The 24,118-nt window shown below is 73.3% G+C and carries 24 protein-coding genes; 12 read left to right on the top strand and 12 right to left on the bottom strand.

Annotation, left to right across the window (positions count from 1 at the left end; genetic code table 11):
• Window positions 1-7: 7 nt before the first annotated feature.
• From B7C62_00210 to B7C62_00195, 4 genes are all read right to left on the bottom strand, one after another.
• A complete protein-coding gene (locus tag B7C62_00210; GenBank protein ARF70842.1) occupies window positions 8-937 on the bottom strand; it encodes an NAD-dependent protein deacetylase 1 in 930 nt (309 codons plus the stop codon).
• 100 nt (window positions 938-1,037) lie between these two features.
• Window positions 1,038-2,222, bottom strand: coding sequence for a lipase (locus tag B7C62_00205; protein ID ARF76907.1), 1,185 nt, complete (start codon window positions 2,220-2,222; stop codon window positions 1,038-1,040).
• Between the two features lie 113 nt (window positions 2,223-2,335).
• Window positions 2,336-2,917, bottom strand: a complete 582-nt coding sequence (locus B7C62_00200; GenBank protein ARF70841.1) for a TetR family transcriptional regulator — start codon at window positions 2,915-2,917, stop codon at window positions 2,336-2,338.
• Between the two features lie 94 nt (window positions 2,918-3,011).
• A complete protein-coding gene (locus tag B7C62_00195; GenBank protein ARF70840.1) occupies window positions 3,012-3,527 on the bottom strand; it encodes a DoxX family protein in 516 nt (171 codons plus the stop codon).
• Between the two features lie 313 nt (window positions 3,528-3,840).
• Between B7C62_00195 and B7C62_00190 the strand changes: the two genes are divergently transcribed.
• From B7C62_00190 to B7C62_00175, 4 genes are all read left to right on the top strand, one after another.
• Window positions 3,841-4,353 carry a hypothetical protein gene (locus tag B7C62_00190; GenBank protein ID ARF70839.1) on the top strand — a complete coding sequence of 171 codons (513 nt, stop codon included), beginning with the start codon at window positions 3,841-3,843 and terminating at the stop codon, window positions 4,351-4,353.
• An 88-nt stretch (window positions 4,354-4,441) separates the two neighbouring features.
• Window positions 4,442-5,284, top strand: a complete 843-nt coding sequence (locus B7C62_00185) for a hypothetical protein (protein ID ARF70838.1) — start codon at window positions 4,442-4,444, stop codon at window positions 5,282-5,284.
• Window positions 5,285-5,413: 129 nt separating this feature from the next.
• Window positions 5,414-6,397: an ABC transporter gene (locus tag B7C62_00180; protein ARF70837.1), complete on the top strand. Its 984-nt coding sequence runs from the start codon at window positions 5,414-5,416 to the stop codon at window positions 6,395-6,397.
• The gene (locus tag B7C62_00175) at window positions 6,394-7,188 is read left to right on the top strand and encodes an ABC transporter permease (protein ARF70836.1); all 795 of its coding nucleotides are present in this window, start codon (window positions 6,394-6,396) and stop codon (window positions 7,186-7,188) included. Before B7C62_00180 ends, B7C62_00175 begins: the two co-directional genes overlap by 4 nt.
• A gap of 90 nt (window positions 7,189-7,278) precedes the next feature.
• Here the strand turns inward: B7C62_00175 and B7C62_00170 are convergent, their stop codons facing one another.
• Together B7C62_00170 and B7C62_00165 are read right to left on the bottom strand one after the other, a co-directional pair.
• The gene (locus tag B7C62_00170; GenBank protein ID ARF70835.1) at window positions 7,279-7,644 is read right to left on the bottom strand and encodes an alpha/beta hydrolase; all 366 of its coding nucleotides are present in this window, start codon (window positions 7,642-7,644) and stop codon (window positions 7,279-7,281) included.
• On the bottom strand, window positions 7,637-8,125 hold the full coding sequence (locus B7C62_00165; GenBank protein ARF70834.1) for a DNA-binding protein: 489 nt from the start codon (window positions 8,123-8,125) through the stop codon (window positions 7,637-7,639). The genes B7C62_00170 and B7C62_00165 overlap by 8 nt, the downstream gene beginning before the upstream one ends.
• Window positions 8,126-8,333: 208 nt before the next feature.
• Here B7C62_00165 and B7C62_00160 point away from each other — a divergent pair, with 208 nt between their 5' ends.
• The 4 genes from B7C62_00160 to B7C62_00145 all read left to right on the top strand — a co-directional run bounded on the left by B7C62_00160 (window position 8,334) and on the right by B7C62_00145 (window position 12,519).
• Window positions 8,334-8,768 carry a hypothetical protein gene (locus B7C62_00160; protein ID ARF76906.1) on the top strand — a complete coding sequence of 145 codons (435 nt, stop codon included), beginning with the start codon at window positions 8,334-8,336 and terminating at the stop codon, window positions 8,766-8,768.
• Between the two features lie 198 nt (window positions 8,769-8,966).
• Window positions 8,967-10,250, top strand: coding sequence for a lycopene cyclase (locus B7C62_00155; GenBank protein ID ARF70833.1), 1,284 nt, complete (start codon window positions 8,967-8,969; stop codon window positions 10,248-10,250).
• Entirely contained in the window at window positions 10,247-10,963 is a 717-nt protein-coding gene (locus B7C62_00150; protein ID ARF70832.1) for a ubiquinone biosynthesis methyltransferase UbiE, read from the top strand. The genes B7C62_00155 and B7C62_00150 overlap by 4 nt, the downstream gene beginning before the upstream one ends.
• The gene (locus tag B7C62_00145; GenBank protein ID ARF70831.1) at window positions 10,963-12,519 is read left to right on the top strand and encodes an isorenieratene synthase; all 1,557 of its coding nucleotides are present in this window, start codon (window positions 10,963-10,965) and stop codon (window positions 12,517-12,519) included. The genes B7C62_00150 and B7C62_00145 overlap by 1 nt, the downstream gene beginning before the upstream one ends.
• A 103-nt stretch (window positions 12,520-12,622) precedes the next feature.
• Here the strand turns inward: B7C62_00145 and B7C62_00140 are convergent, their stop codons facing one another.
• The 4 genes from B7C62_00140 to B7C62_00125 are packed head-to-tail and all read right to left on the bottom strand — an operon-like array spanning window position 12,623 to window position 17,487.
• The gene (locus B7C62_00140) at window positions 12,623-13,645 is read right to left on the bottom strand and encodes a 2Fe-2S ferredoxin (GenBank protein ID ARF70830.1); all 1,023 of its coding nucleotides are present in this window, start codon (window positions 13,643-13,645) and stop codon (window positions 12,623-12,625) included.
• Window positions 13,642-14,670: a phytoene synthase gene (locus tag B7C62_00135; GenBank protein ARF70829.1), complete on the bottom strand. Its 1,029-nt coding sequence runs from the start codon at window positions 14,668-14,670 to the stop codon at window positions 13,642-13,644. Before B7C62_00135 ends, B7C62_00140 begins: the two co-directional genes overlap by 4 nt.
• The gene (locus tag B7C62_00130; protein ARF70828.1) at window positions 14,657-16,183 is read right to left on the bottom strand and encodes a phytoene dehydrogenase; all 1,527 of its coding nucleotides are present in this window, start codon (window positions 16,181-16,183) and stop codon (window positions 14,657-14,659) included. The genes B7C62_00135 and B7C62_00130 overlap by 14 nt, the downstream gene beginning before the upstream one ends.
• Window positions 16,180-17,487, bottom strand: coding sequence for a geranylgeranyl pyrophosphate synthase (locus B7C62_00125; GenBank protein ARF70827.1), 1,308 nt, complete (start codon window positions 17,485-17,487; stop codon window positions 16,180-16,182). Before B7C62_00125 ends, B7C62_00130 begins: the two co-directional genes overlap by 4 nt.
• 305 nt (window positions 17,488-17,792) lie before the next feature.
• On the opposite strand from B7C62_00125, the gene B7C62_00120 reads away from it, so the two are divergent.
• The 4 genes from B7C62_00120 to B7C62_00105 all read left to right on the top strand — a co-directional run bounded on the left by B7C62_00120 (window position 17,793) and on the right by B7C62_00105 (window position 20,150).
• Entirely contained in the window at window positions 17,793-17,972 is a 180-nt protein-coding gene (locus B7C62_00120; GenBank protein ARF70826.1) for a hypothetical protein, read from the top strand.
• 192 nt (window positions 17,973-18,164) lie between these two features.
• Window positions 18,165-18,854 (top strand): methyltransferase, encoded by a 690-nt coding sequence (locus B7C62_00115; protein ID ARF70825.1) that lies wholly within the window; start codon window positions 18,165-18,167, stop codon window positions 18,852-18,854.
• On the top strand, window positions 18,838-19,143 hold the full coding sequence (locus B7C62_00110; protein ARF70824.1) for a hypothetical protein: 306 nt from the start codon (window positions 18,838-18,840) through the stop codon (window positions 19,141-19,143). Before B7C62_00115 ends, B7C62_00110 begins: the two co-directional genes overlap by 17 nt.
• Complete coding sequence (locus B7C62_00105; GenBank protein ARF70823.1) at window positions 19,143-20,150, top strand: hypothetical protein; 1,008 nt, start codon at window positions 19,143-19,145, stop codon at window positions 20,148-20,150. The genes B7C62_00110 and B7C62_00105 overlap by 1 nt, the downstream gene beginning before the upstream one ends.
• Window positions 20,151-20,504: 354 nt before the next feature.
• Here B7C62_00105 and B7C62_00100 read toward each other — a convergent pair whose 3' ends face one another.
• Together B7C62_00100 and B7C62_00095 are read right to left on the bottom strand one after the other, a co-directional pair.
• Window positions 20,505-21,260 (bottom strand): ABC transporter substrate-binding protein, encoded by a 756-nt coding sequence (locus B7C62_00100; GenBank protein ARF70822.1) that lies wholly within the window; start codon window positions 21,258-21,260, stop codon window positions 20,505-20,507.
• Between the two features lie 183 nt (window positions 21,261-21,443).
• The gene (locus B7C62_00095) at window positions 21,444-23,861 is read right to left on the bottom strand and encodes a lyase (GenBank protein ID ARF70821.1); all 2,418 of its coding nucleotides are present in this window, start codon (window positions 23,859-23,861) and stop codon (window positions 21,444-21,446) included.
• Window positions 23,862-24,118 lie beyond the last annotated feature (257 nt).

The following is a 24,118-nucleotide window of genomic DNA, read 5'->3' as shown; positions in this document are numbered from 1 at the left end:
GGGCCCCCTACGGCGTGACCGGAGCCGGACCCGGTGGCGGGTCCGGCTCCGGCACCGCGACGGGGACGCCCAGCCGGTCGGCCACGGAGGTGAGGGCCGCCCCCAGCGGGAGCGCGATACGGGTGACGGCGTGCCGGTCACCCCGGGTCGGGTCCCGGTTGACGATCAGCACCGGCTGTCCGGCCCGCTCCGCCTGCCGCACGAAGCGGAGGCCGGACATCACCGTCAGGGAGGAGCCGAGGACCAGCAGCGAAGCCGCCTCGCGGACCAGCCGACGGCAGTGCTCGACCCCCTGCGGGGGCACGGCCTCCCCGAAGAACACCACGTCCGGCTTGAGGATGCCCCCGCAGACGGCGCAGGGCACGACATGGAAGTCCCCGACCTGTTCGTCGGTGAGGTCGGCGTCACCGTCCGGATTGATCGCGGCGGCCACGGGCGCGAACCCCTCGTTGGCCTCCTCGAGTCGGCGGGCGAGTTCGCGGCGCGGGCCGACGGCCCCGCAGGAAAGGCAGACGACCCGGTCCAGGCCCCCGTGGAGCTCCACGACGTCCGTGCTCCCCGCCGCCTGGTGCAGGCCGTCCACGTTCTGGGTGATCACCCCCGACAGCAGGCCGTGCCGCCCGAACGCGGCCACGGCCCGGTGCCCGGCATTGGGGCGGGCCCGGCCGAAGGTGCGCCAGCCCAGATGGCTGCGCGCCCAGTACCGCCGCCGCGCCCCGGCGCTCGCGGTGAATTCCTGGTACGTCATCGGGGTGTGCCGACTCAGGCTGCCGCCCTCTCCCCGGTAGTCCGGAATACCCGACTCCGTGGAGAGGCCCGCCCCGCTGAGCACCAGCACACCGCCGCTGCCCAGCGCCTCGGCGACCGGTTCGAGGTCGGTGGTGGCGGGCGCCAGGTCCTCGGGAGGGGTCCAGCTGAGCGTGGGGCGCATACGCATGCCCCCAGGGTACGGAACGGGCTGCCCGCCACCGGCTTCGTCCGGGGCGGGCCGGGGCCCGGGGCCGTACCGGTCAGTGGGTCCGGCCCGTGGAACCGGCTCAGGGGGTCTTCGTACCGAAAGGCCCCCCGGGGCCGAAGGCGAGACGGGCGAAGTGTTCGGCGATGCGCCGGTGGGTCGCGGGGTCGGGGTGGAGGGCGTCGGGCAGCGGCAGCTCGGCGTGGTCGGCCTCGTTGTAGAGGGCGAGGCCGTCCAGGTGGTGGAGATGCGGGTCGGTGGTGGCGCGCTGCTCGACGATCCGGGCCAGTTCGTCCCGGATGACGGTGAGGGTCAGCTTCCCGGCGGCGGTCTCTGCGGGGTCCCCGGTGGCCGTGAACCGCAGGCGCCCTTCGCTCAGCGCGCTGTGGTCCGGGGCGCTGGGGCCCGGGGTGTTCTCGTGGATGGGGCAGAGGACCGGCGAGACGACCAGCAGCGGAGCGGTGGGGTGCCCCTCGCGGATGGTGTCCAGGAAGCCGTGGACGGCCGGACCGAACGCGCGCAGCCGCATCAGATCGGAGTTGACGAGGTTGATGCCGATCTTGACGCTGATCAGGTCGGCGGGGGTGTCGCGCAGGGCGCGCGCGGTGAAGGGGTCGAGCAGGGCGCCGCCGCCGAACCCCAGGTTGATCAGTTCCGCTCCGCCGAGCGCGGCGGCCAGGGCGGGCCAGGTGCCGGTGGGGGCCGTGGCGTTGGAACCCTGGCTGATGGAACTGCCGTGGTGCAGCCAGACCGGGCGGCCGGTGGGCCGAGCGGGGTGGACGGGCGCGTCGGTGCGCAGCGAGACCAGCCGGGTGGCCTCGTCGTGCGGCAGCCAGATCTCGACGTCCTTCTCGCCCTCCGGCAGGCCGGTGAACCGGAGGGTCTCCACGGGCCCGGGCCGGGCCTCCGCGGTTCCCGCGGCCATGTCGATGGTGAGCGTGTCGCCGTCGGCGGCGCGGGCCCGGCCCGCGGGACGGCCGTCCACGAGGAGCTCGTACACCCCGTCGGGGCGCGGCGGCGCCCCGACGTAGACCCGCTTGGTGGCCACCACGTCCAGCTCGACGGCGGTGGCCCGGGTACGGAGGACCAGCCGGACCCCGGAGGGCTGCGACTGTGCCATGGCCAGCTGGCCGTCGGGTATCTGCGCCCGGGCGTGCGCGGGCAGCCGGTGGGGGAGCGCGCCTCGTTCGGTGAGCTCCAGCTCCAGCGCGCCACGCAGGAGGGCGGGGGTGATGGGGGTCGTGGTCCAGCCGTGCCGGGTGTTCATGTCGTGCCGGGTGTCCATGTCCTGCGTCTCTCCGGTCGGGGTTCTGTATCTCGTGGGTCGCGATATCCCGGGGGCGCGATCTCTTCGGCCGCGAGGGGTGGGGGAGGCCCGGGTCAGCCGGGGACGGCAGGGGCCGGCCAGTTGCGCAGCAGGGCGTCGAGCGCGTTGAGGATCTCGGTCCAGCTCTCCTGGGAGGAGGGGGCGCTGTGGCTGAAGCCGCCGGCGGCCTCCAGGCCGACGTAGCCGTTGAAGACGCTGCCCAGCAGCCGTACCGCGTGCGTCTGCTGGGGCTCGGCCAGGTCGTAGCCGCGCAGGATCGCCCGCATCATCCGGGCGTGCCGGACACCGGCGCTCGCGGCGGCGGCTTCCGGGTCGAGCCGGAAGCGGGCTGCGGTGAAGCGGCCCGGGTGCTCGTAGGCGTAGTCGCGGTAGGCGTCCGCGAAGGCGGTCAGCGCGTCCCGGCCGGCCCGTCCCGCGAGCGCGGTGGACGCGCGGTCGGCGAGCTCCTCCAGGGCGAGCAGCGCGATCTTCGTCTTGAGGTCGTGGGCGTTCTTGACGTGCGAATACAGGCTCGCGGTCCTGACGCCCAGCCGCCGGGCGAGCTCGGAGGGGGTCACGTACTCGAAGCCGATCTCGTCCGCCAGCTCCGCCCCCGCCCGCACCACGCGCTCCGCGGCCGGCCCTGCCTTTGCCATGTCACCCTCCGTATGCCCACACCCGTTTGCCTAAAAGAATATACATTTGCCTAATGATTTTAGGCAAACGGGCATGGGAGGGGGCGGGGGAGGGTCAGGGAAGGTGCTTACGGGCCGTTCCGGCGGCGGCGTGCGCCTGGTGGGCGACGGCGGCGGAGGCGTGGCTCGCGGTGCTGCGGGTGCGGTAGGCGAGCGAGGGCTTGCCGTGGGTGTCGGCGGCGGCGATGAGGAGTCCGCCGAGCAGGGACGTGTTCTTGAGGAACTGAACCCGCTGGGCCGCGCGCTTCTCGGGGTCCTCGATCGTCCAGTACCGGTGGGCCGCCAGCGTCGTCGGCACCAGGGTCACGGCGAGCGCGGCCGACGCCAGCCGTGGCGCCCGCCCCAGCGCGAGCAGGAGACCGGCGCCGAGCTGCACGACTCCGTTGAGGCGTACGAGGCGCTCGGGGTCCTCCGGCAGCAGGGAGCTCCAGGGCGCGAGCATCTCGGTGACGCGATCGGTCACGGGCTCCGCGACGGGCGCCAGGCGCGCGGGGTCGCGCACCGCGCCGTATCCGCCGCTGATGAACATCGAGGCCAGCATGGGCCGGGCGACTCTGCGCAGAACAGTCATGACCGTCGACTGCCCCGCCGTACCGGGGGACACACGCGCCCGTGCGAGTGGCCGGTGCCGGGCGCGGCCTTCCGGGGGCGCCATGTGGTGCCATGCGGCAGTGTGTGGCCCCAAGTGGTGCCACACATGCTTCATGGTGGCGCCATCTGGTGCTCTTCGGGGCGCATTGGCCTCTCCTGGGAGTTCGGCGTCGCGATGCGTTGCCTCGATCTTCCTGCGTTTCCCCAGCTCGGGTGGGGTGTTCAAGGGTGAGATCCGGGCGGGGTGTCTCAAAGGCTTGCCGGTGGCGCCAATGTGGCGCCATAATGGTGTCATGGATCTCACCCCCTATGTCGAAGCCCTCCGCCGTGAACTCCTGATCGCCGCCGAAGCCGGTGGCGACGAAGCGCGTGAGCTGGCGGAGAGGCTCACGGCCCCTCTGGAGTCGGCGACCCGGCTGACCATGCTCCATGTGCTCTCCGCCGCGATGGACGAGGTCACCCGCGAACTCGCCCCCGGCACGGTCGACGTACGGCTGCGCGGGCTCGACCCCGACTTCGTGGTGACACCGCCGCCCGCCGACAGCGGCGCGCCCGAGGAACCGACCGCCCCCGTCGAGCCGCTGAAGGCCCCGGCCGACGGTGACGAGGGCGGCACCGCCCGCGTCAACCTGCGTCTCCCGGCCCACCTCAAGGCCCGCGCCGAGGAGGCCGCGAACCGCGAGGGCTTGTCGGTCAACGCCTGGCTGGTGCGGGCGGTCTCGGCGGCGGCCGACGGCTCCACCCGGCCGCGTACGACGGAGAGGACCCGGACCATCGGGCAGAGCTTCACCGGCTGGGTGCGCTGACCGCACCCTGCCCCCGGACCGTAATCCACCACCTCCACCACGTCCCACCAGCGGGGACGCCCCGAAGACCCAAGAGGACGGGACAGCCATGCCTTCTTTCGACACACCCGGACCGATCTCGGTCGCCGCGTACGTGGGAGCCGGTTCCCTCCGCTTCAGCGCGGGTGACCGCCCCGAGACCGGCGTCGAGGTGCGCCCCCGCGACCCGAAGCGCGACCAGGACCTGCGGGCGGCGGACCAGACCCAGGTCACGTACGCGAACGGCGTCCTCACCGTCAGGACGCCCAAGCCCGGTCTGCTGAGCCGCACCGGCACCGTCGACGTGGCGGTCGAACTGCCCACGGGCTCGCGCGTCGAGGTCACCGGCGCCTGGGTCCAGGTGCTCGGTGAGGGGCGGCTCGGTGAGGTCCGTGTGAAGACCTCGTCCGGCGATGTCCGGCTCGATGCGACCGGACCGCTGAAGCTGACCGCGTCGCACGGCTCGATCACCGTGGGCCGGGTCGAGGGCATGGCCGAGATCACCACCAGCTCCGGCAGCCTGCGCGTCGATACGGTCGACGGGCCCGCCGTCCTCAAGAACTCGCACGGCACCACGACCGTCGGCACCGCGACCGGCGACCTGCGGGTCAGGGGCGCCAGCGGCGACATCATCATCACGCGCGCCGAGGGCTCCGTCGCCGCCACCACCGCCCACGGTGCCCTGCGGATCGCGGAAGTGGCCCGGGGAGACGTCCAGTTGGAGACCTCCTACGGTGCGATCGAGGTCGGCGTCCGCGAGGGTACGGCCGCCTGGCTCGACGTCAGCTCGGACTCCGGCCAGGTGCGCAACACGCTCACCGCCTCCGAGGCCCCGGAACTGAGCGAGGACACCGTCAAGGTCCGCGCCCGCGCCCGGTTCGGCAACATCGACATCCGCCGCGCCCAGGTCTGAATCCCCGGGAGGGGGGCTGACTCCAGGGACCGGCCCCGGCGGCCCCGGCGACTGCGCCCAGCGGCCCCGGACAGCGAGCCGGGACGGCGATCCGGAGCTTCTTCAGCTTCTTCCGCATGAGAGGACCCCATGCCTGTATCTGTCATGCCCACATCCAGCGGAGATGGCGTCACATCGTCACCGACCGCCGTCTCCGCCGTCGGTCTGCGCAAGTCGTACGGCGGCACCACCGTTCTCGACGGTGTCGACCTGCGCATTCCGTCCGGCTCGGTCTTCGCGCTGCTCGGGCCGAACGGCGCCGGAAAGACCACCACTGTGAAGATCCTGTCAACGCTCATCACCGCCGACGGCGGTCGGGCCCGGGTCGCGGGCCACGACCTCGCGACATCGCCCGCCGGGGTGCGTGCCGCGATCGGCGTCACCGGGCAGTTCTCCGCCGTCGACGGGCTGATCACCGGCGAGGAGAACATGCTCCTGATGGCGGACCTGCACCACCTGCCCAGACGCGAGGGACGGCGGGTCACCGCCGAGCTGCTGGAGCGGTTCGACCTCACCGCCGCCGCGAGGAAACCGGCCCAGAGCTACTCCGGCGGCATGGTCCGCCGCCTCGACATCGCCATGACCCTCGTCGGCGGCCCGCGGATCATCTTCCTCGACGAGCCGACCACCGGACTCGACCCGCGCTCCCGCCGCGCCATGTGGCAGATCATCCGCGAACTCGTCACGGACGGTGTCACCGTCCTCCTCACCACCCAGTACCTGGAGGAGGCCGACCGGCTCGCCGACCGTATCGCGGTGCTGAACAACGGCAGGATCGTCGGCGAAGGCACCGCCGAGGGGCTGAAGCGGCTGGTCCCCGGAGGACACGTACGGCTGCGTTTCTCCGGCCCGGCCGCCTACCGGGACGCCGCCGACGCGCTGCGCGACGCCACCCGGGACGACGAGGCGCTCGTGCTGACGGTCCCCAGCGGCGGCAGCCAGCGCGAGCTGCGCTCCGTCCTCGACCGGCTGGACTCGGCCGGAATCGAGGCGGACGAGCTGACCGTACACACCCCCGACCTCGACGAGGTGTTCCTCGCCCTGACCGGCCGGCCCGAGGAGGCAGCCCGATGAGTTCCCTCTCCCTCGCGGTACGCGACTCGTCCACGATGCTCCGCCGCAACCTCCTGCACGCGCGGCGCTACCCCTCCCTCACCCTGAACCTGCTGTTCACCCCGATCGTGTTGCTGCTGCTCTTCGTCTACATCTTCGGCGACGCGATGAGCGCGGGAATCGGCGGCGGGGGCAGCCCGGACCGCTCCGCGTACATCGCGTACATCGTCCCGGGCGTGCTGCTCATGGCCATCGGCAGCACCGTCGTCGGAACCGCCGTCTCCGTCTCCAACGACATGACCGAGGGCATCGTCGCCCGCTTCCGCACGCTGGCGATCCACCGTCCCTCGGTGCTCGTGGGACATGTCGTCGGCAGCGTGCTGCGGTCGGTCATGAGCGTGGCCGTCGTGGGCGCCGTCGCCGTGGCCATCGGCTTCCGGTCCGTGGACGCGACCGCCCTGGAGTGGCTCGCGGCGTTCGGGCTGCTGGCGCTCTTCGCCGCGGCCCTCACCTGGATCGCGGTCGGCATGGGCCTGATCAGCCCGAACGCCGAGGCCGCCAGCAACAACGCCACACCGCTGATCCTGCTGCCGCTCCTCTCCAGCGCCTTCACCCCCGTCGACTCCATGCCGGGCTGGTTCCGTCCGATCGCCGAGTACCAGCCGTTCACACCCGCCATCGAAACCCTGCGGGGTCTGCTGCTCGGCAGCGGGATCGGCCACGACGGATGGCTGGCCGTCGGCTGGTGCCTGGGGCTCATGGTGCTCGGCTACCTCTGGTCGGCCGCGACGTTCGGCCGCGACCCGGCCTGACCGGTACGGCGATGCCGGGCTGTCACCGCCCCCATCGGACTCCCCGTCAGCCCGGCCGCCAGTCCCTTGCGCTTGACCCGCCGTCGGCCCCTACTCGGCCAGGCGGGCGGCCAGGGCGTCCAGATCGGCCACGAACCAGACGTCCCGGCCCCGGTTGGCCTCACGGACCAGGTCGGGCAGGGCGGCGCTCGCCGACAGATGGTGCGTGATGTCCCCGACGACGACCAGCCGGAGCCGGTAGGCGGAGAACTTCTGGAGGATCGCTCCGGCGAGCCCGGTACTCAGATCGAAGAAACGGTCGTCCAGCCGCCCCGCCGGAACCGCGACCACCTCCGCACCCTGGAAGGCCGGCCCGATCAGATGGTCGAGCGCGTCCTGCTCACTGGCGATCGAGGGACCCTCGGGGCCGCAGGCCAGCACCGGGACTCCGTGGTGCTCCACAAGAAGGTCAGGCACGGTGTGCCTCCTGTCCGCCGTCGGTGGTGAACATGTCGTTGTCCGGGCCGAGCACACCGTCGACCAGATGCAGCAGCTCGGCGGTGTCCGCGGCGCTGCCGAGAACCACGATCTTCATTCGGGCCCGCTCCTTGTCGTAGACCGTCTGGACACGCAGGGGTTCCCGAGTGTCCCGGGGAGACTGCGCGCTCGCGGTGACGAAGGTGCTCAGCCGGTGCGCGGCGTCGGGGCCGACCCCGTCGATCTGCACGATGCTCGACACCTCCGCCCGCCCCCGTCCGCCGATATCGCCGGAAGGCGTGTCACCCGGTGGCCGACTGGTCAGGGCCTCGAAATCCGCCCGGCTGATCCGGTACTGCTTGCCGATCCGGACAGCCTTGAGCCGTCCGTCGCGCACATAGTTCCGGACGGTCCGCACATGCAGACCCAGCCGTTCGGCCACCTCGCCGATCGAGTACAGCTCACGTTCCGCGCTCTCCATGCTGCTGTATTTTACCTCAAAAAACCCTTGAATAGAAAGATAAGGAATGTTGAGGAGTGATGGCGAAGGTGGATACCCCTTGGTCCGGGTGGAGCCCACAGAAGGTGTGGTGAGCCCCTGACGAGGAAGGTGGGAAGTGAAGCGCCGCCCCGCCCACCCGCCCGTCCACCCGGACGCCTACGCCGAACCGCTGCCGATCAGGAGACCCATGAACACCCCCACCCGGCCGCCCGACCCCCGGCACCAGCGCCCCGAAGGCGTCACCGACACCACCGTCGAAGCGCTAGGCGCCCTCTCGAAGGCGCTGGAGACCACCGAACGGGCTCGCGGCGCCCTCTACACGTTCCACCAGCTCACCGGCAGCGCCGACCTCGCCCTCGACGACGCGGTACGGCTGCTCCGCGAGGCCGGGCACGGGGACCAGGCCGACCGGGTCGAGCGGGAGATCCTCGGCCGCAACGTCATCCCCGGTCACTGGACCTTCCAGATCGTCGAGGAGTACAACTCCACGTACTACGACGTGTTCCGGACGGTCGAGCAGGAGATCCGGGGCGAACTCGCCGAGGGCCGCGACCACCTGTACGAGGCCGAGATGAAGGAGGCCCGCCGCACCCCGGGCCACCCGGACCACACCGCCACCTAGGGCGCGTCCGGTACCGGGTTCCCGTGGCACACGGGCGCGTCGTACGCATCCGTCCGGCCCCTTCGTGCGGAAGGATGCGGTACCCGCGCAACCGGAAGGACCCGTGCCCGCGCAGCCGGGGAAGGGGCCGGTCCGTCCCCCCCCCCGGCCGACCGAAAGGCAAACCGCCCCGCAAGGCAACCGACCGAGAGGGAAGCCGTGCCTGACCCCGACGTCGTCATCGTGGGCGCCGGAGCGGCCGGGCTGAGCCTGGCGTACCGGCTGTGCGCGCCGGGCGGCGCCGTACCGCTGTCGGTCGTCCTCGTCGACGCCCCGCCCGGGCCCTTGAGGGCACCGCCGCGCACCTGGTGCTTCTGGGAACCGCCGGGCGGCGACTACGACTCCGTACTCGCCGCTTCCTGGTCGCAGCTGCGGGTACGGGCGGCCGACGGGGCGGCCACGGTGACCCGGCCCTCTCCCTTCCGCTACAAGATGCTGCGGTCCGACGCCTTCGAGGCCCTGGCCGACCGGCGGCTGTCCGGCATGCCGACGTTCCGCCGGACCGAGGCGACGGTCACCGCCGTACGCGACACACCGGACGGCGGCGGCGAAGTCCTCGCCCGGGACGCGCGGGGCGAGCGCATCCTCCTGCGCGCCCGCCGGATCTTCGACTCGCGCCCGCCCCACCGCCTGCCGCCCGCCCGCACCACCCTGCTCCAGCACTTCATGGGCTGGTTCGTCCGCACCGAACGCCCGGCCTTCGACCCGACGACCGCCGACCTGATGGACTTCCGTACGCCGCAGCCCGCGCGGGGGCTCTCCTTCGGCTATGTCCTGCCCCTGGACCCGTACACCGCCCTGGTCGAGTACACCGAGTTCTCGCCCGCCCCCCTGGACACCGAGGGTTATCTGCGCGCCCTGCGCCACTACACCCAAGAGGTCCTGGAACTGGGGGAGTTCCGGATCACGGATCAGGAGCGCGGTGTCATCCCCATGACGGACGGTCATTTCCCGTCCCGCGCCGGGCAGTCGGTGTTCCGCATCGGCACCGCCGGGGGCGCTACCCGCCCCTCCACCGGCTACACCTTCGCGGCCGTGCAGCGGCAGAGCCGGGCCATCGCCGACCAGCTCCGCGCCGGACGCGAGCTGCGGATGCCCGTGCCGTACGGGGCACGGCCGCGCGCCATGGACGCGGTCATGCTGCGGGCCCTGGACAGCGGCCGGGTCGACGGCGCCGACTTCTTCACCCGCCTCTTCCGCGGTGTCCCCGGCGAACGCCTCCTCCGCTTCCTGGACGGCGGCTCACGTATCCATGAGGACCTGCTGATCGGTCTGCGGACACCGGTCGTTCCGATGCTGCGGACCGTCGCCGAACTCTCCTTCAAGGCACGACCCTTCAGCCCGCGCCCCATCAGGCCACGGTCCTTCAAGGCGGGAGGCGAACCACCCCCGCCCTCACCCCCGCCCTCACCCCCGACCGGCCACGAAGAGAGCACCCCATGACCCTGTTGCGCGGCGACGCACTGTCCGCGGCCTTCGACCACGGCTCCGCCGCCTATGACCGCCTCGTCGCGGCCAGCCCCGGCTACCACGCCCATCTGCGCCGATCCGCCCGCCGGTTGGGCCTGCCGGACGGCGGGCGCGGGCTGCGCGTGCTCGACCTGGGATGCGGTACGGGGGCCTCCACGGCCGCGCTCCTCGCCGCCGCCCCGTACGCCCGGATCACCGGCGTCGACGCGTCCGCCGGGATGCTGGACCGGGCGGCGGAGAAGACCTGGCCGGAAGGCGTCGACTTCGTGCACGCCCCGGTCGAGGAGCTGGCCGGGCGGCTCCAACCCCGTTCCTTCGACGCGGTGTTCGCCGGATACCTCTTCCGCAACCTCGCCGACCCCGACAAGGCGCTCGACCTCGTACGCGGACTGCTCGCCCCGGGCGGCCGGCTCGCCGTGCACGAGTACACACTCGGCGGGTCCGCCGTCCACCGCGCCGTGTGGAACACGGTCTGCGCCACGATCATCCAGCCCGCCGGACGGCTCGCCGGGGACACCGGGCTGTACCGCCATCTCCGGCGCAGCGTCGTCGAGTTCGACACGGCCCCGGCCTTCGCCGACCGGCTGCGGCGGGCCGGGTTCTCCGGCGTACGCATCCTCCCGCTGCCCGGCTGGCAGACCGGTATCACCCACACCTTCGTAGGCCGCGCGGGGGAGGGGGCGTGATGTTCCTGCGGGACACGGGAAGGGGCCACCGCCACGGCCGCGACCGGCGGGCGGCCGTGGTGCCGGCCCCGGACGGCCGCCCCCGCTTCACGGGGCAGGCCCCTGCGGTGGCGGTCGTCGGCGGTGGTATCGCCGGGATCGCGGCGGCCACCCTGCTGGCCGAGCGCGGTGTACGCGTCACTCTCCACGAGCGCGAACAGGGCCTGGGCGGACGGCTGTCGGGCTGGCCCACCGACCTCGCCGACGGCACCACCGTCACCATGAGCCGGGGCTTCCACGCTTTCTTCCGGCAGTACTACAACCTCCGCGGCCTCCTCCGCCGCGTCGACCCGGGACTGGACTCGCTCACCCGGCTGCCCGACTACCCGCTGCGGCACAGCTCCGGCCTCCACGACAGCTTCGCCCGCGTACCGCGCACCCCGCCGCTCAGCGCGATGGGGTTCGTCGCGCTCAGCCCCACCTTCGGCCCGCGCGACCTGGCCCGGATGAACCCGCGAGCCGCCCTGCCGCTGCTGGACGTCCGGGTGCCCGAGGTCTACGACCGGCTCGACTCCATCAGCGCCCACGACTTCCTCACCCGCATCCGCTTCCCCGAAGCCGCCCACCACCTGGCGTTCGAGGTGTTCTCCCGCAGCTTCTTCGCCGACCCCCGCGAACTGTCCGCCGCCGAACTCGTGCTGATGTTCCACATCTACTTCCTCGGCTCCAGCGAGGGCCTGCTCTTCGACGTCCCCGACGAGCCGTTCCCCACCGCCCTCTGGGACCCCCTCCGCCACTACCTGGAAGGCCACGGCGTCCACGTACGGACCCAGACCCCCGTCCGGCAGGTGCGGCCCCTGCCGGACGGCGGCCTCGACCTCACCACCGACGACCGCACCACGCGGTACGACGCCCTCGTCCTCGCCCTGGACAGCGGCGGCCTGTGCCGAGTCGTCGGCGCGTCACCGGAGTTGGGCGACGCCGACTGGCGGGCCGGGATCGAACGGCTGCGCACCGCACCGCCGTTCCTGGTCTCACGGCTCTGGCTCGACCGGCCGGTGGCGTACGACCGGCCGGGCTTCCTGGGCACCAGCGGCTACGGCCCGCTGGACAACGTGAGCGTCCTGGACCGCTGGGAGGGCGAGGCCGCCCGCTGGGCCCGCCGCTCCCGGGGCTCGGTCGTCGAACTGCACGCGTACGCCGTCGCACCCGACGCGGACCGGGGAGCCGTCCAGGCCGAGGCGCTCCGGCAACTGCACCGTGTCTACCCGGAGACGCGGAGCGCCCGCATCCTCGACGAGCGCCACGAATGGCGGGCGGACTGCCCGCTGTTCCCCGTGGGTGGCTACGCGGACCGGCCGGGCGTCCGCAGCCCCGACCCCGCCGTCACCGTGGCCGGGGACATGGTCCGCACCGGACTGCCGGTGGCGCTGATGGAACGCGCGGCCACCAGCGGATTCCTCGCGGCGAACGCCCTGCTGGAGCGGTGGGGCGTACGCGGGCAGACGCTCTGGACCGTCCCGCGCACGGGACGCTCGGCCGCCCTGCGCCGACTCGCCGCACTGGGAGCCGACTGACCGAGGAGAGCCGCCGGAGGAGGCCGGGAAGGGGCGCGTCCCGGCCGAGGCGGTCGCCGGAGGTGGCCGGAACGCCCCCGTGGGGCCGCCCGGCCTCCGCCCCTCACCCCGGGAACCGCCCGCCGGCGCGCAGCTCCCAGCGCCTCTCCGCGTACGCCAGATCGTCCCGCCACAACCGCCCCGCCGAGGCACGCATCAGGGGCCGCAGCAGCGGGGCCGCCGCCCGGGCCACCGCGAAACCGCGCCGGTCCGACGCCGCGACCACCGCCTCCGTCACCGCGGTGCGCGGCCTGCCGTGCCCGTCCGGGGCCAGGGGAGTGGCATGCGTCTCCACCACCGACCCCGCGCCCTCGCCCTCGACGATGTGCATGACGACCGTACGGGGCTCGGGCGCCGTGAACCGCGCCCGCACCGGCACCACCAGCCGCCCGGCCACCTTGAAGGACACGTCGACCATGAACCCGTCGTCATCGACCGGGTCGGCCTCCCTGCCGTCCGCGGGCGTTCCGGTGACCGTCAGATCCACGAACGAGTACGGGTGAAACCACGCCCCGTGCCACGGGTCGAGCCGGTTGGCCACCACGTCCTCCGGCTCGCAGCGCCCCACCCCCTCGTACACCGCCTCCACGGCGTCCCGGACCCGGGGCCGGACCGGAACGTACGGCCGCTCCGAAGGAGCCTCGCCGCCCACCGTGTCGAGCCGCACCCAGAGCAGAACCCCGTCGTCGAAGGCCGGAAAGGGCTCCCACCCGGCGAACGGCCCGCCGTCCAGGGCCAGTCCGTGCCAGTGGCAGACCAACGTGCCGCAGCGGACCGGACTTTCGCGCAGCGGCGCCCCGAGGTGCGGGCAGACCCCCGGACCGGCCCGGAGCCTCCCCTCCGCGTCCCGCCAGGCGACCACCTCGGTCGAGCCGACCGTCACCCCCAGGGTCCGCCCGGGAGGAAGGCCGCGCGAGGCGCCGATGACGTACCAGTTGCCCGACGGCCGCGCCTGCGCCCGCTTGAGGGCCTCCGCGATGAGCCCCGGCTTAGCCTCCCGCCAGGTGGGCGCCTGCCGCTCCCACGGGACGGGCGCGCGCCGCAGCCGCAGCGGAACCCGGCCGGGCCGTCCTGCCGCCGGGCTCATACCGCCTCCTCCCGGACGGGGACAGCGGCGTCGGCCGTACGTCTCCGGACCGGCCCGGTGACGTACGCCCCCGCCCCGGCCGCGCCCCGGCGCCGCCTCACCCCGCGTACGGCGACCGCCCGCACCAGCCCGTCCAGCGCCACCACCGCCCGCCGTCTGCGCGGGACGACCGCCCGGCGGTGCAGGACCGCGTACCCGTCGGCCTCGATCGCGTCCAGGATGCCGCTGTACAGCACGAACGCCGTACGGATGCACGGCCGCGACACCGGGGCGAGCATCGCGATCCCGGGCAGCGCGTCCCGGTACACGGCCCGGTTGTGGGACGCGGCGGCCCGCAGGACATCGGTGATCCGCCCGTCCCGCGCCCCCGTCCTCCGGCTCCACTCGAAGCGCTCCCGGTCCACCCCGTACGCCGCCAGCAGCTCGGCCGGCAGATAGAGCCGGCCCCGGTCCAGGTCCTCGCCCACGTCCCGCAGGAAGTTGGTCAGCTGGAAGGCGACACCGAGCGCCGCCGCGTGCGGAGCGGCCTCCTCACGCGGCCCCGCCGTCCCGAGCACCGGCAGCATCTGGAGCCCGATCACCGCCGCCGAGCCGTGCATGTACCGGCCGAGCTCCTCGTACGAGGCATAGCCGCCGACCGTCAGATCGCTCCGCATGGAGGCCAGGAAGTCGGTGAAGTGCCGGTGGTCGATGCCGTACCGCCGTACGGTGTCGGAGAGCGCCCGGATCACCGGCTCGGTGGCCCGGTCCCGCCGCAGCCCCTCCTCCAGCTGGGCCTCCAGCGCGAGCAGCGCGCGGGCGCGCTCCCCGGCGGTGGCCGTGCTGTCGAGATCGTCCACGATGTCGTCGGCCCAGCGGGCGAAGCCGTACAGCGCGTGGACGGCCGGGCGCCGGTCCACGGGAAGCAGCCGCGTCGCCAGGAAGTACGTCTTGCCGTGGCGCGCGTTGAGCGTGCGGCAACGGGCGTACGCCGCACGGAGGGCGGGATCGTGGATGCCTGCGGCGTCGAGTTCACGGACGGTCATACGAAGGCGCCTCTCCGGACGGTCGGGCAACGGGGCGGGGGCCGGTGATCCGCTGAGCCGCCAGCTTCCCGGAGATCAGGACGGTCGGCACGCCGACACCGGGCGTGGTGCCGCATCCGGCGAGGACGGCGTTGACCGTGCCCCGCACCAGGTTGCGCGGCCGGAACGGACCGGTCTGGGGGAAGGTGTGGGCCACGGAGAACGGGGTGCCCGCCGCATGCCCCTGGGCGGTCCAGTCGACCGGGGTGACCAGCCCTTCTTCCTCGATCGCCGCACCGAGGCCGGGCATCTCGCGGCGCTCCAGCTCGGCCAGCAGCTCGTCCCGGTAGCGGGGGCCCAGCTCCCTCCATTCCCTTACGCCCGGCCCGACTTCGGTGTTGGGGCAGGGCGCCAGCACATAGTGGAGGTGCTTGCCGGGCGGGGCGAGGGCGGGGTCGGTCGCGGTGGGCCGGGTGATGAGGAGGGACGGGTCGGACATCAGCGTCCCGGTGCGGGTGAGTTCACGGAAGGTGCCCTTCCAGGCCGCGCCGAACGAGATGGTGTGGTGCGCCAGATCCGGCCACGTACGGTCCGTGCCCGCGTGCAGGATCACCGCGGAGGGGGAGTGGCGGAGGCGGAGCGGCCGGTGGGGGCCGCGGCCCAGCAGCCGGTAGGCGACGGGGAGGTCGGGGGTGAGCACCACCGCGTCGCAGGGGATGCGCTCCTGGTCCGTGACGACGGCGGTGACCCGGTCGCCCGAACGCTCCAGCCGGGTCACGCTCTGCCCGTAGCGGAAGGCGGCGCCCGCCTCGGCCGCCGAGTCCGCCAGAGCCCGGGGCAGCGCGTGCATTCCGCCCTTGGGGAAGTACACCCCGGCGATCGTGTCCATGTAGGCGATGACGGCGTACGCGGCGAGCGCCCGGGCCGGCGGGACGCCCGCGTACAGCGCCTGGAAGGAGAAGACCCGGCGCAACCGCTCGTCCGAGACGAAGCGCCCGATCCGCGCGTCGAGCCGGCCGAAACCGCCGAGGGCGGCGAGCCGGACGAGGTCGGGGTGGGCGAGCTGGAGCGGCGAGTCGAAGTTGGCGTCGATGAAACGGCGCATCTGCACCCGGTACAGGCGCTCCAGCCAGCGCCGCAGCCGCCGGTAGCCGACCGCCTGCCGGGCCCCCGCGAACCGCTCGACCGCCGCCTCCATCGCGGCCCCGTCGGTGTGCACGTCGAGCTGGGAGCCGTCCGCGAACCGGGCCCGGTAGGCGGGGTCCAGCCGGATCAGCTCCAGCCGGTCGGCCAGCCGGTCCCCGACCGCCGCGAACGCCTCGTCCACCAGGTCCGGCATGGTCAGCACGGTCGGCCCGGTGTCGATGCGGAAGCCGCCCGACTCCAGCAGCCCGGCCCGGCCGCCCGGCCCGGGGTCACGCTCGACCACGGTGACCCGGCGGCCCGCGCCGAGGAGGTGGAGCGTCGCGGCCAGCCCCGCCAGACCGGCGCCGACCACCACCACATGGTCGACGTGCCCCTTGACCGTGATCACCTGGTGCTTCCTCCTTCGGTCGCGGTCAGTACCCGGGCATCCGCCGTCCGGCTGTCGTGCCCGCGCGTTCCGTGCGTCGTATCCGTACCCGTATCGGCGTCCGAGGTTCCGGCGTCGGCGGCACGGCCGGACCGGTCCCCGGAGACCGTGCGCAGCAGTCCGAGCAACTGCCGCCCGCCGTGCGCCTCCACGTCGACGGCCTCACCCAGACGGCGTACGGCGTCGTCACGCAGGCGCTCCGCCTCCCGTTCCACATGGGCGTGTGCCCCGGTTGCCTCGAAGACACCGCGTACGGCCGCGAGATCACCCTCCGTGAGGTCCGGGTTCCCGACGGCACGGCCGAGGACGGCCAGCGCCCCTTCGTCGCCCGCGGCCTCGGCCCGCGTACGGGCCACGGCGAGGAGATAGGTCGGCTTGCCCTCGCGGATGTCGTCCCCGGACGGCTTCCCGGTCCGCGCCGGGTCGCCGAAGACCCCCAGCAGATCGTCCCGGAGCTGGAAGGCGATGCCCGCGGACCGCCCGGCCGAGCACAGCGCGGCCGTGGTGCGCTCGTCGGCACCGGCCAGGGCCGCCCCGATCGCCAGGGGCCGTTCCACGGAGTACAGGGCGCTCTTGAGGCAGGCGGTCCGTATCGCCCGCACCGCCGACGAGCCCCCGGTGGCCTGGCCGTGCAGGTCCAGATACTGCCCGGCGACCATCTCGGTCCGCATCGCCCGCCAGAGCGCCCCGACCCGCCGCCGTACGGCGGCGGGCAGCGCGGTCTCCGCCACGGTGTCGTCGGCCCAGACCAGCGCGAGATCCCCGGCCAGCACGGCGGCCGACGTACCGAACGCGGCCCCCCGCTCCGAGTCCGGCGACAGGCCCGCCCGCCCGGCGAGCCCGATGTGCACGGCGGGCCGCCCCCGGCGCAGCCGCGACCGGTCCATCACGTCGTCGTGGATCAGCGCACAGGTCTGGATGAGCTCCAGCGCGACCCCCAGCCGCAGCGCGGCGGCGGTCGACACCGAGTCCGCCGCACCGCAGGCCCGCATCCCCCACCACAGCAGCCGGGGACGCATCCGCTTGCCCCCCTCCAGCGTGAAACCGGCGACCCGCCCCGCCAGATCCCCGGAGAACGAGGCGTCGATCTCCGCCGCCTGGGCGACCCGCTCCGCCAGGACCGCCCGTGCGGTACGCAGGACGGCGCCGACCACGTCCGCGTCGACGGCACGGGCCCCGGCGCCGGGCCCGGTGCCGGAGGGGCCGGGGCCCACCGGGAGCGGGCAGGCTGCGAAGGAGTGCTCCGCGGCCTCGGTACGGCCCATCTCACGTCCTTCCGGTCAGGGAGATGCGAACGGTTCGTCACTCCTTCCGGACTCGTACCCCGTTCGGATGCGAGGCGGCAGAAGGGGGAGCGGTGCTCCGAGATGATCACGGCAGCCGCGTGCTCCCGGCGCAGAAACACCTGGAGAGGCGCCCCGGGGAGTGTCACCCCGCCCGTTCGGCCTACGACAGCGGTGGCGGCGGGGAGGCGGGGAGGCGGGGAAAGGTACGGACCGGTCCAGCGGTCTAACTCCGCGATTCATGGGCACACGGCTCTCACCACACACCTAGGAAGGAAAGACTCCCCATGCTCGGTATAGCCGCTGCAGTTCTCTTCTTCATCGCCTTCCTGATCAACGCGGCGGACATCTCGACGAACGATGTGTTCGCCTCGACGAACGTCATGCTCATCGGCCTGACGCTGCTCGCCCTGCATGTGGCAGGGATCGGTTCCGGACTGCGTACGGGCGCGTCGCGCAGGCGCTGACGTACGTCACCGGCACCCCCGCGGGCCGGGGCCGTACGTACATCCGTACATCCGGCGCGGATGTACGTACGGCCCCGGCCGCATGCGGTCACTCCGCGTGAACCCACAAATGGCGCCCCGGACGGAACGAGCGGAGCCTTGACGGGTGGCATGCCCCACGATTCACGCGTCCGACGCGTGCAGGAGGTCCCCATGTCCGCCGCCGTCCCCACGCTGACCACGCCCCGGGGGCCGGGTGTCCGCACCCTGCCCGGTGTCTACGCGCCGCAGCACGACACGCACCTGCTGCTGAGGGCCCTGGCCCGCGAGACCGTCCGCCCCGGCTCCGACGTGATCGACCTCGGCACCGGCAGCGGCCTCCTCGCGGTGGCCGCCGCCCGCCGGGGTGCGCGCGTGACCGCCGTCGACGTCGCCCGGCGGGCCGTGCTCACCGCCCGCGTGAACGCGCTCCTCGCCCGGCAGCGGGTCACCGTGCACCGCGGCGACCTGACGGACCCGGTACCGGGACGGACGTACGACCTGGTGCTCAGCAACCCGCCCTACGTCCCCTCGCCGCTGGGCCCGCCACCCCGGCGCGGGAACGCCCGGGCCTGGGACGCGGGCCACGACGGGCGGGCGGTGGTCGACCGCATCTGCGACGCGGCCCCGTACCTCCTGCGCAGGGGAGGCGCCCTGCTCATGGTCCACTCCGACCTCACCGGTACGGAGGCGACCCTGCGGCGGCTGTCCCGGGGCGGGCTGCGGGCCGAGGTGAGCGACACGGCGAACGTGCCGTTCGGGCCCGTCCTGCTCTCCCGGCTCTCCTGGCTGCGCGGCCGGGGCCTCCTGGACGACCGTACCGACGAGGAGAAGCTGGTGATCATCCGTGCCCAGCAGCCCTGACCGGCCCGACCGCGCGACCCGCCCCACCCGCCTCACCCTCGGGGCCGAGGGGCCGCTCCTGGTGGCGGGGCCGGTCGAGGTGGTCGGTGACGACGGCACCCTCTACACCTCGCGCCGGTTCACCGCGGCCATCTGCACCTGCCGCAGGACCCGCACGTACCCGTGGTGCGACACCAGCCACCGCCGCCGCGTGAAGCGGGAACGGGACCCCGCGGCGGACGAGACCGACCTGACCGGCAAGGCCGATGAGACCGATCAGGCCGACCGGAGCGAGGGAGGAGCCGCCTGATGCCCGGCCACCGTGAACCGAGGCGGCGGAGCCCCCCGCTGCCCGCCCCGCGCGGCCCGCTGTCCGGCGAGGCCATCGACGCCCTGCGCGGAGCCCCGGACCACCGGGCCCACGCGGTCGGTGACGCGGACCCCTTCGGCGACGACCTCCAGCTCGCCCTCTACGTCCTGTACGAGCTCCACTACCAGGGCTTCGCGGGCGTGGACGAGGAGCACGAGTGGAACCCAGCCCTGCTGGGGCTGCGCCGCGCCCTGGAAGAACCCTTCCTCGCCGCGCTCCGCGCGGGCGCCCGAACCGACGGCGTGGTGGACACCGCCCTGGCCGGTCTGCTGGTCGAGCCCGTCGGCGACGACGGCCATGGCGTCAGCCACTTCCTGCACGACGACGGCGAGCTGTGGCAGCTGCGCGAGTACGCCGCCCTGCGCTCGCTCTACCACCTCAAGGAGGCCGATCCGCACGCCTGGGTGATCCCCCGGCTGTACGGGCGTGCCAAGGCCGCGATGGTGGCCGTCGAGTTCGACGAGTTCGGCGCCGGGCGGGAGGCCGACATCCACGCCCGCCTGTACGCCGACCTGATGACGGACCTGTCCCTGGAGACGGCGTACGGGCACTACCTCGACGCCGCGCCCGCCGATGCGCTCGCCACCGTCAACCTGATGTCCCTGTTCGGGCTGCACCGTTCCCTCAGGGGCGCTCTCGTCGGCCACTTCGCCGCCGTCGAGGTCACCTCGTCACCCGGCTCGCGCCGCCTCGCCGCCGCGCTGAAGCGGGTCGGCGCGGGACCGGCCGCCCAGCGGTTCTACGACGAGCACGTGGAAGCCGACGCCGTGCACGAACAGGTCGTCCGCCGTGACGTCATCGGCGGACTGCTCGCCGACGAACCGCACCTGGAGCCCGACATCGCCTTCGGCATCGAGGCCACCGGGTTCCTGGAGGACCGCCTCGCCGCCCGGCTGCTCACTGCCTGGCGCGGCAACTCCACAGCTCTGCGCGGCCCGCTGGACTGAGCGGCGGCGAGGCGACGGCCTCCACCGGGGAAGTCACCGTACGTGACCGCACGAGATGCGCTCCGGCCGGACTCCGGTGACGCTGGGGCTCCGGTCGCGCACGCAACGCCTGTTGCCGACGGAGGAACCACGACGGAGGACATCCCCATGAACCTGCCCGACACCCCCCTGGAACGAGCCCGCCGCACCCGCGAACGCGCCGAGGAGCTGGGCCGCGCCGCCGACCGCGCGACCGACCCCGAACACCGGCAGCGGCTGCGCGAGAAGGCCCGGCGCCTGCTCGGCGAGGAGCTGGAGGGGCAGGACGGAAGGTGAGGGGCGGGGGCCGGGAGGGGGAAACAGGGCGGCTGAACGTCAGGAGGGAAGCCCCACGGCCGGTGCCACCAAGGCGCCCTCCACACCGTGGCGTTCCAGCGCCTCGGCGACGAAGCAGCTCTCCTTCATCTCCTCCACGAAGGCCGCCAGCACCTCCTGGGCCGCCGTACCCCGGGCGTCCGGGATGCCCATGGCCTGCTGGATCACCATGAAACGCCCCGGCAGCATCCGTACCCCGGGCGCGCGCCGGGCCTCGGCCTCCAGCAACTGCCTGATCCCGGCGGCCACTTCCACCTCGCCGCTCCGCACGGCGGCGAGCGCGGCGGAGGCGCCCCGCAGCCGTACGATCCCGGCGTGCTCGATGGCGCGGGTCAGGAACAGGTCGTAGGCGCTGCCCGAACCGACCGAGATACGGGTCCCCTCGCGGTCGACCTCCTCGTTCCCGGTGAGCGCGGACGATTCGGGCACCAGGTAGCTGCCCTCGATCAGCACGTACGGAGCGGTGAACAGCAGCCCCTCGCTCCGCGCCGGGTCGACGGCGAAGAACCCGAGGTCCGCCTTCTCCGCCCGCACCGCTTCCACCGCGGCGGCCGCCTTCTCGAACACCACGAGCTCGACCGGCACCCCGAGCCGCCGCCCGAACGCGTGGGCGAGGTCGACCGACACCCCGAACGGCTCGCCGCCCGCCGGGTCCCGGCCGGCCAGGATCGGATTGCCGAGATTGATGGAGGCGCGCAGCGTGCCGTGGGGCGCGAACGCGGGAACGAGGGCCGGGGCTATCTCCTGTCGGGTCATGCGCGTGAGTCTACGAGCCCGGTGCGCGGCATGATCAGGAGCGTCGGACACCCCCTGGGGCCGGTGAGGCATGGACGTACGGAATCCGCTGCGACACTCCGACGGGCCGGTGACCCGTGACCGGATCGCGGCCGAGCCGGCCGCGTCCGGGCCTCGGTCGGGCCTCGGCCGGGACGCCCGCCGTCAGGACAGCCGCACCCTGACGGTCTGCGTCGCCCCGCGCGTACCGGAGAGATCGCCGAACACCAGGCGCAGCGACGCTCCCGTGGTCGCGGACGTCACGGTCGACGGCTTCGAGACGACGGAGGCGACGGCCCTGTTCCAGGTGACGGTCAGGCTCGTCCGGGCCCGCATGGGGTCGCTGACGCAGACGGTGGCCGTGCCGTCGGTGTGCTCGGTGACCATCACGGAGCAGGGGGCGTCCGCCACCAGGGGCCCCACGGTCCCGCCGAACCAGAAGTTGACGGCGGTCAGCCCCAGCGAGGGCACCGACACGCCTTGCTGGTCATCGGTGTTGGCGAGCACCCGCAGCCAGCCGGTGTCGGCGGCGCGGGCGGAGGTCCGCTGCTCGGAGGCGCCGGGCAGCAGCTGATAGGCGTACGAGGCGTCCGCCGGGTTCTGGCCGTGGTCGACCCAGAGCGTGAGATAGGCGCGGGTCAGCGTCTCCGTGGAGCCGCCGGTGTTGATGTCGCGCCACCGCCCGGACCGGTTCTCACGCAGCGCCCTCACGGTCGCCCCGCCCGGGAAGACGTAACCGCCGTGCCCGCCGAGATGGGCCCAGGAGGCGCCGGTCAGGGTCGCCGACCACGGGCGGGTGACGGGTTTCACCGAGCCGTCGACGGTGAAGGGGGCGTTGCCGACCGGGCCCAGGTTCCGGTTGTCCACCGTGGTCTCCACCGCCGTACCGTCCTGGCAGCGGATGCCCGCGCCCAGGCAGACCACGGTGTCGTCCAGGAAGAACCACGACTTCTTCGCCAGCAGCGTGCTGGACAGCCCCTTCAGGTACTGCCCCACCGCCGCCCGCTTCTTGTCGGTGACCCCGCCCACCCAGTTCACATCGGGCATCGCCGCGCCCCAGTCGCCGCCCGCCCCGTTCGCCAGCACCTTGCGCGACGCGGTGGTCCCGGGAAGCCGGTAGGGGTCGACGGTGGGCCAGAAGGCATCGCTGTACTGGCCGTTGGCGAAGGTGTCGCCCCACCAGTAGAGCATCCCCGACCCGGTGTGCCAGCCGCGCAGGTTCTCGCCGTTGCCGGTCTCGTAGTACGTGATCCGCTTGTCGGCCATGGAGAGGGCGGCGGCCCAGCCGGGGCGGCGGTGGGTGGCGCGCGCCATGTCGGGAAAGAGGCGGTGGCCCTCCGGCTCGGGGAGCGGGGCGGCCGAGGTGTCGTCCAGGACGGACTTGAGGCGGGCCAGGCCGGTGAGGCTGAGCGAGGGGTTGCCCAGCGGCGGGCTGTAGTAGTCGCGCTGGGCCCAGCCCTTGACGAGCGAGCGCCACCGGGCGTTCTCGGCGGCCGACGCGCCCCGCCCGAGCAGCACGATCGAGGCGAGGATCGGATGGCCGCGCCGGTGGTCGTCGACCTCGCCCCGGCTGATCGCGCGGCCCGCGACGGAATCCATCACGAGCCCGTTGTAGAGGAAGGGCGCCCAGGCGTTCTCCACCGCGTCGAACACCACCTGCCGCTTCGGGTCGGTCACCTCCCACGCCGTCCCCTTGAGCAGCGCGAACAGCAGTCCGAGCCCGCCGAGCATCACCGATCCGTAGCTGCCGGTGTAGGGGACGGTGGTGTGCTGGATGAACGAGCCGTCGGCGTAGAGGCCGTCGCCCTTGGTGACCAGCGGGAAGACGGGGGAGAGGGCGTCCCGGGCCAGCGCGATCTTGGCGGCCGTACCGCCGACGACCCCGCGCAGGGCGAGCACCCGGCACAGGTCGACCCGGTTCGCCCCCGTGCTCGTACCGGTGTACGAGGCCACGGCGGAGTCCGGTACGAAGTGGTCGACGGCGGCGCAGTACCGCCCGAGCTGCGCCGGGGTGAGGGCGTCGTACATCAGCACGCAGACGTCCAGCAGGGCCTGGGGTGCGCCGATCTGCCAGCTGTACCAGTTCCCGTACCGCGCCTGACCGGCCTTGTAGACCTGGGAGTTGAGGTGTTCGAGGCCGGTGACGATCGCGGTGCGCAGCACGGAGTCGCCCGTCAGTCCGGTGCCCTGCTGCCGGTAAGCCTGCGCCATCGTGTTGAGGCGGATGAAGCTCTCGGCCATCCTCGCGGAGAAACCGTACGACTCGGGGTCGGTGTCCGGGTCGGGGTCCTTGTACACGGCGTCCGGCCACAGCGACCCGTCCGCCGGGGCCATGGTGTCCCGCCATCCCCGGGCCTGGGTACCCAGCGCGGCCAGCCGCCCCTTGAAGGGTTCGGCGGTCGGACTGAACCCTTCCCCGAGGATCAGGGCGCTCCAGGTGGTGCGCAGCGCGGCGTACGGATCAGCGGAGGCGGCGGCCCCGGCGGCGCGGGGTGCGGCCAGGACGAGCGCGCTGCCGCCCGCGGCGGCGGTCAGCACGGCGGAGGTGGCGAGGAACGTACGGCGGGACCAGGCAGATGTCATGGGGAGCTCCGGGTCGGGTGTCTCGTTTCCGGCGGAACCGGTGCGCCGGGGGTGATGCGCCGGGCGCTGACCAGATCCCTGGACCGACTGTTCTGAGCGGGCAGGCACTTTCTAACAGCCGTCCGGTAATCCGCTCAATAACTTTGGCCGAATTGATCGTGTTGATCGCTTCAGTGGGGGTGTAGGCGCCAACCCGGCCGACCCGGCCCGTACCTTCGCCGCGCAGGCAGAACCGCCGGTGGGATCGTTTCGAGCGG

It is taken from the genome of Kitasatospora albolonga (assembly GCA_002082585.1).
Taxonomy (GTDB): Bacteria; Actinomycetota; Actinomycetes; order Streptomycetales; family Streptomycetaceae; genus Streptomyces; species Streptomyces stephensoniae.
The sequence above is the reverse complement of the archived record's forward strand: the minus strand, read 5'-3'. Positions and strand labels throughout refer to the sequence as shown.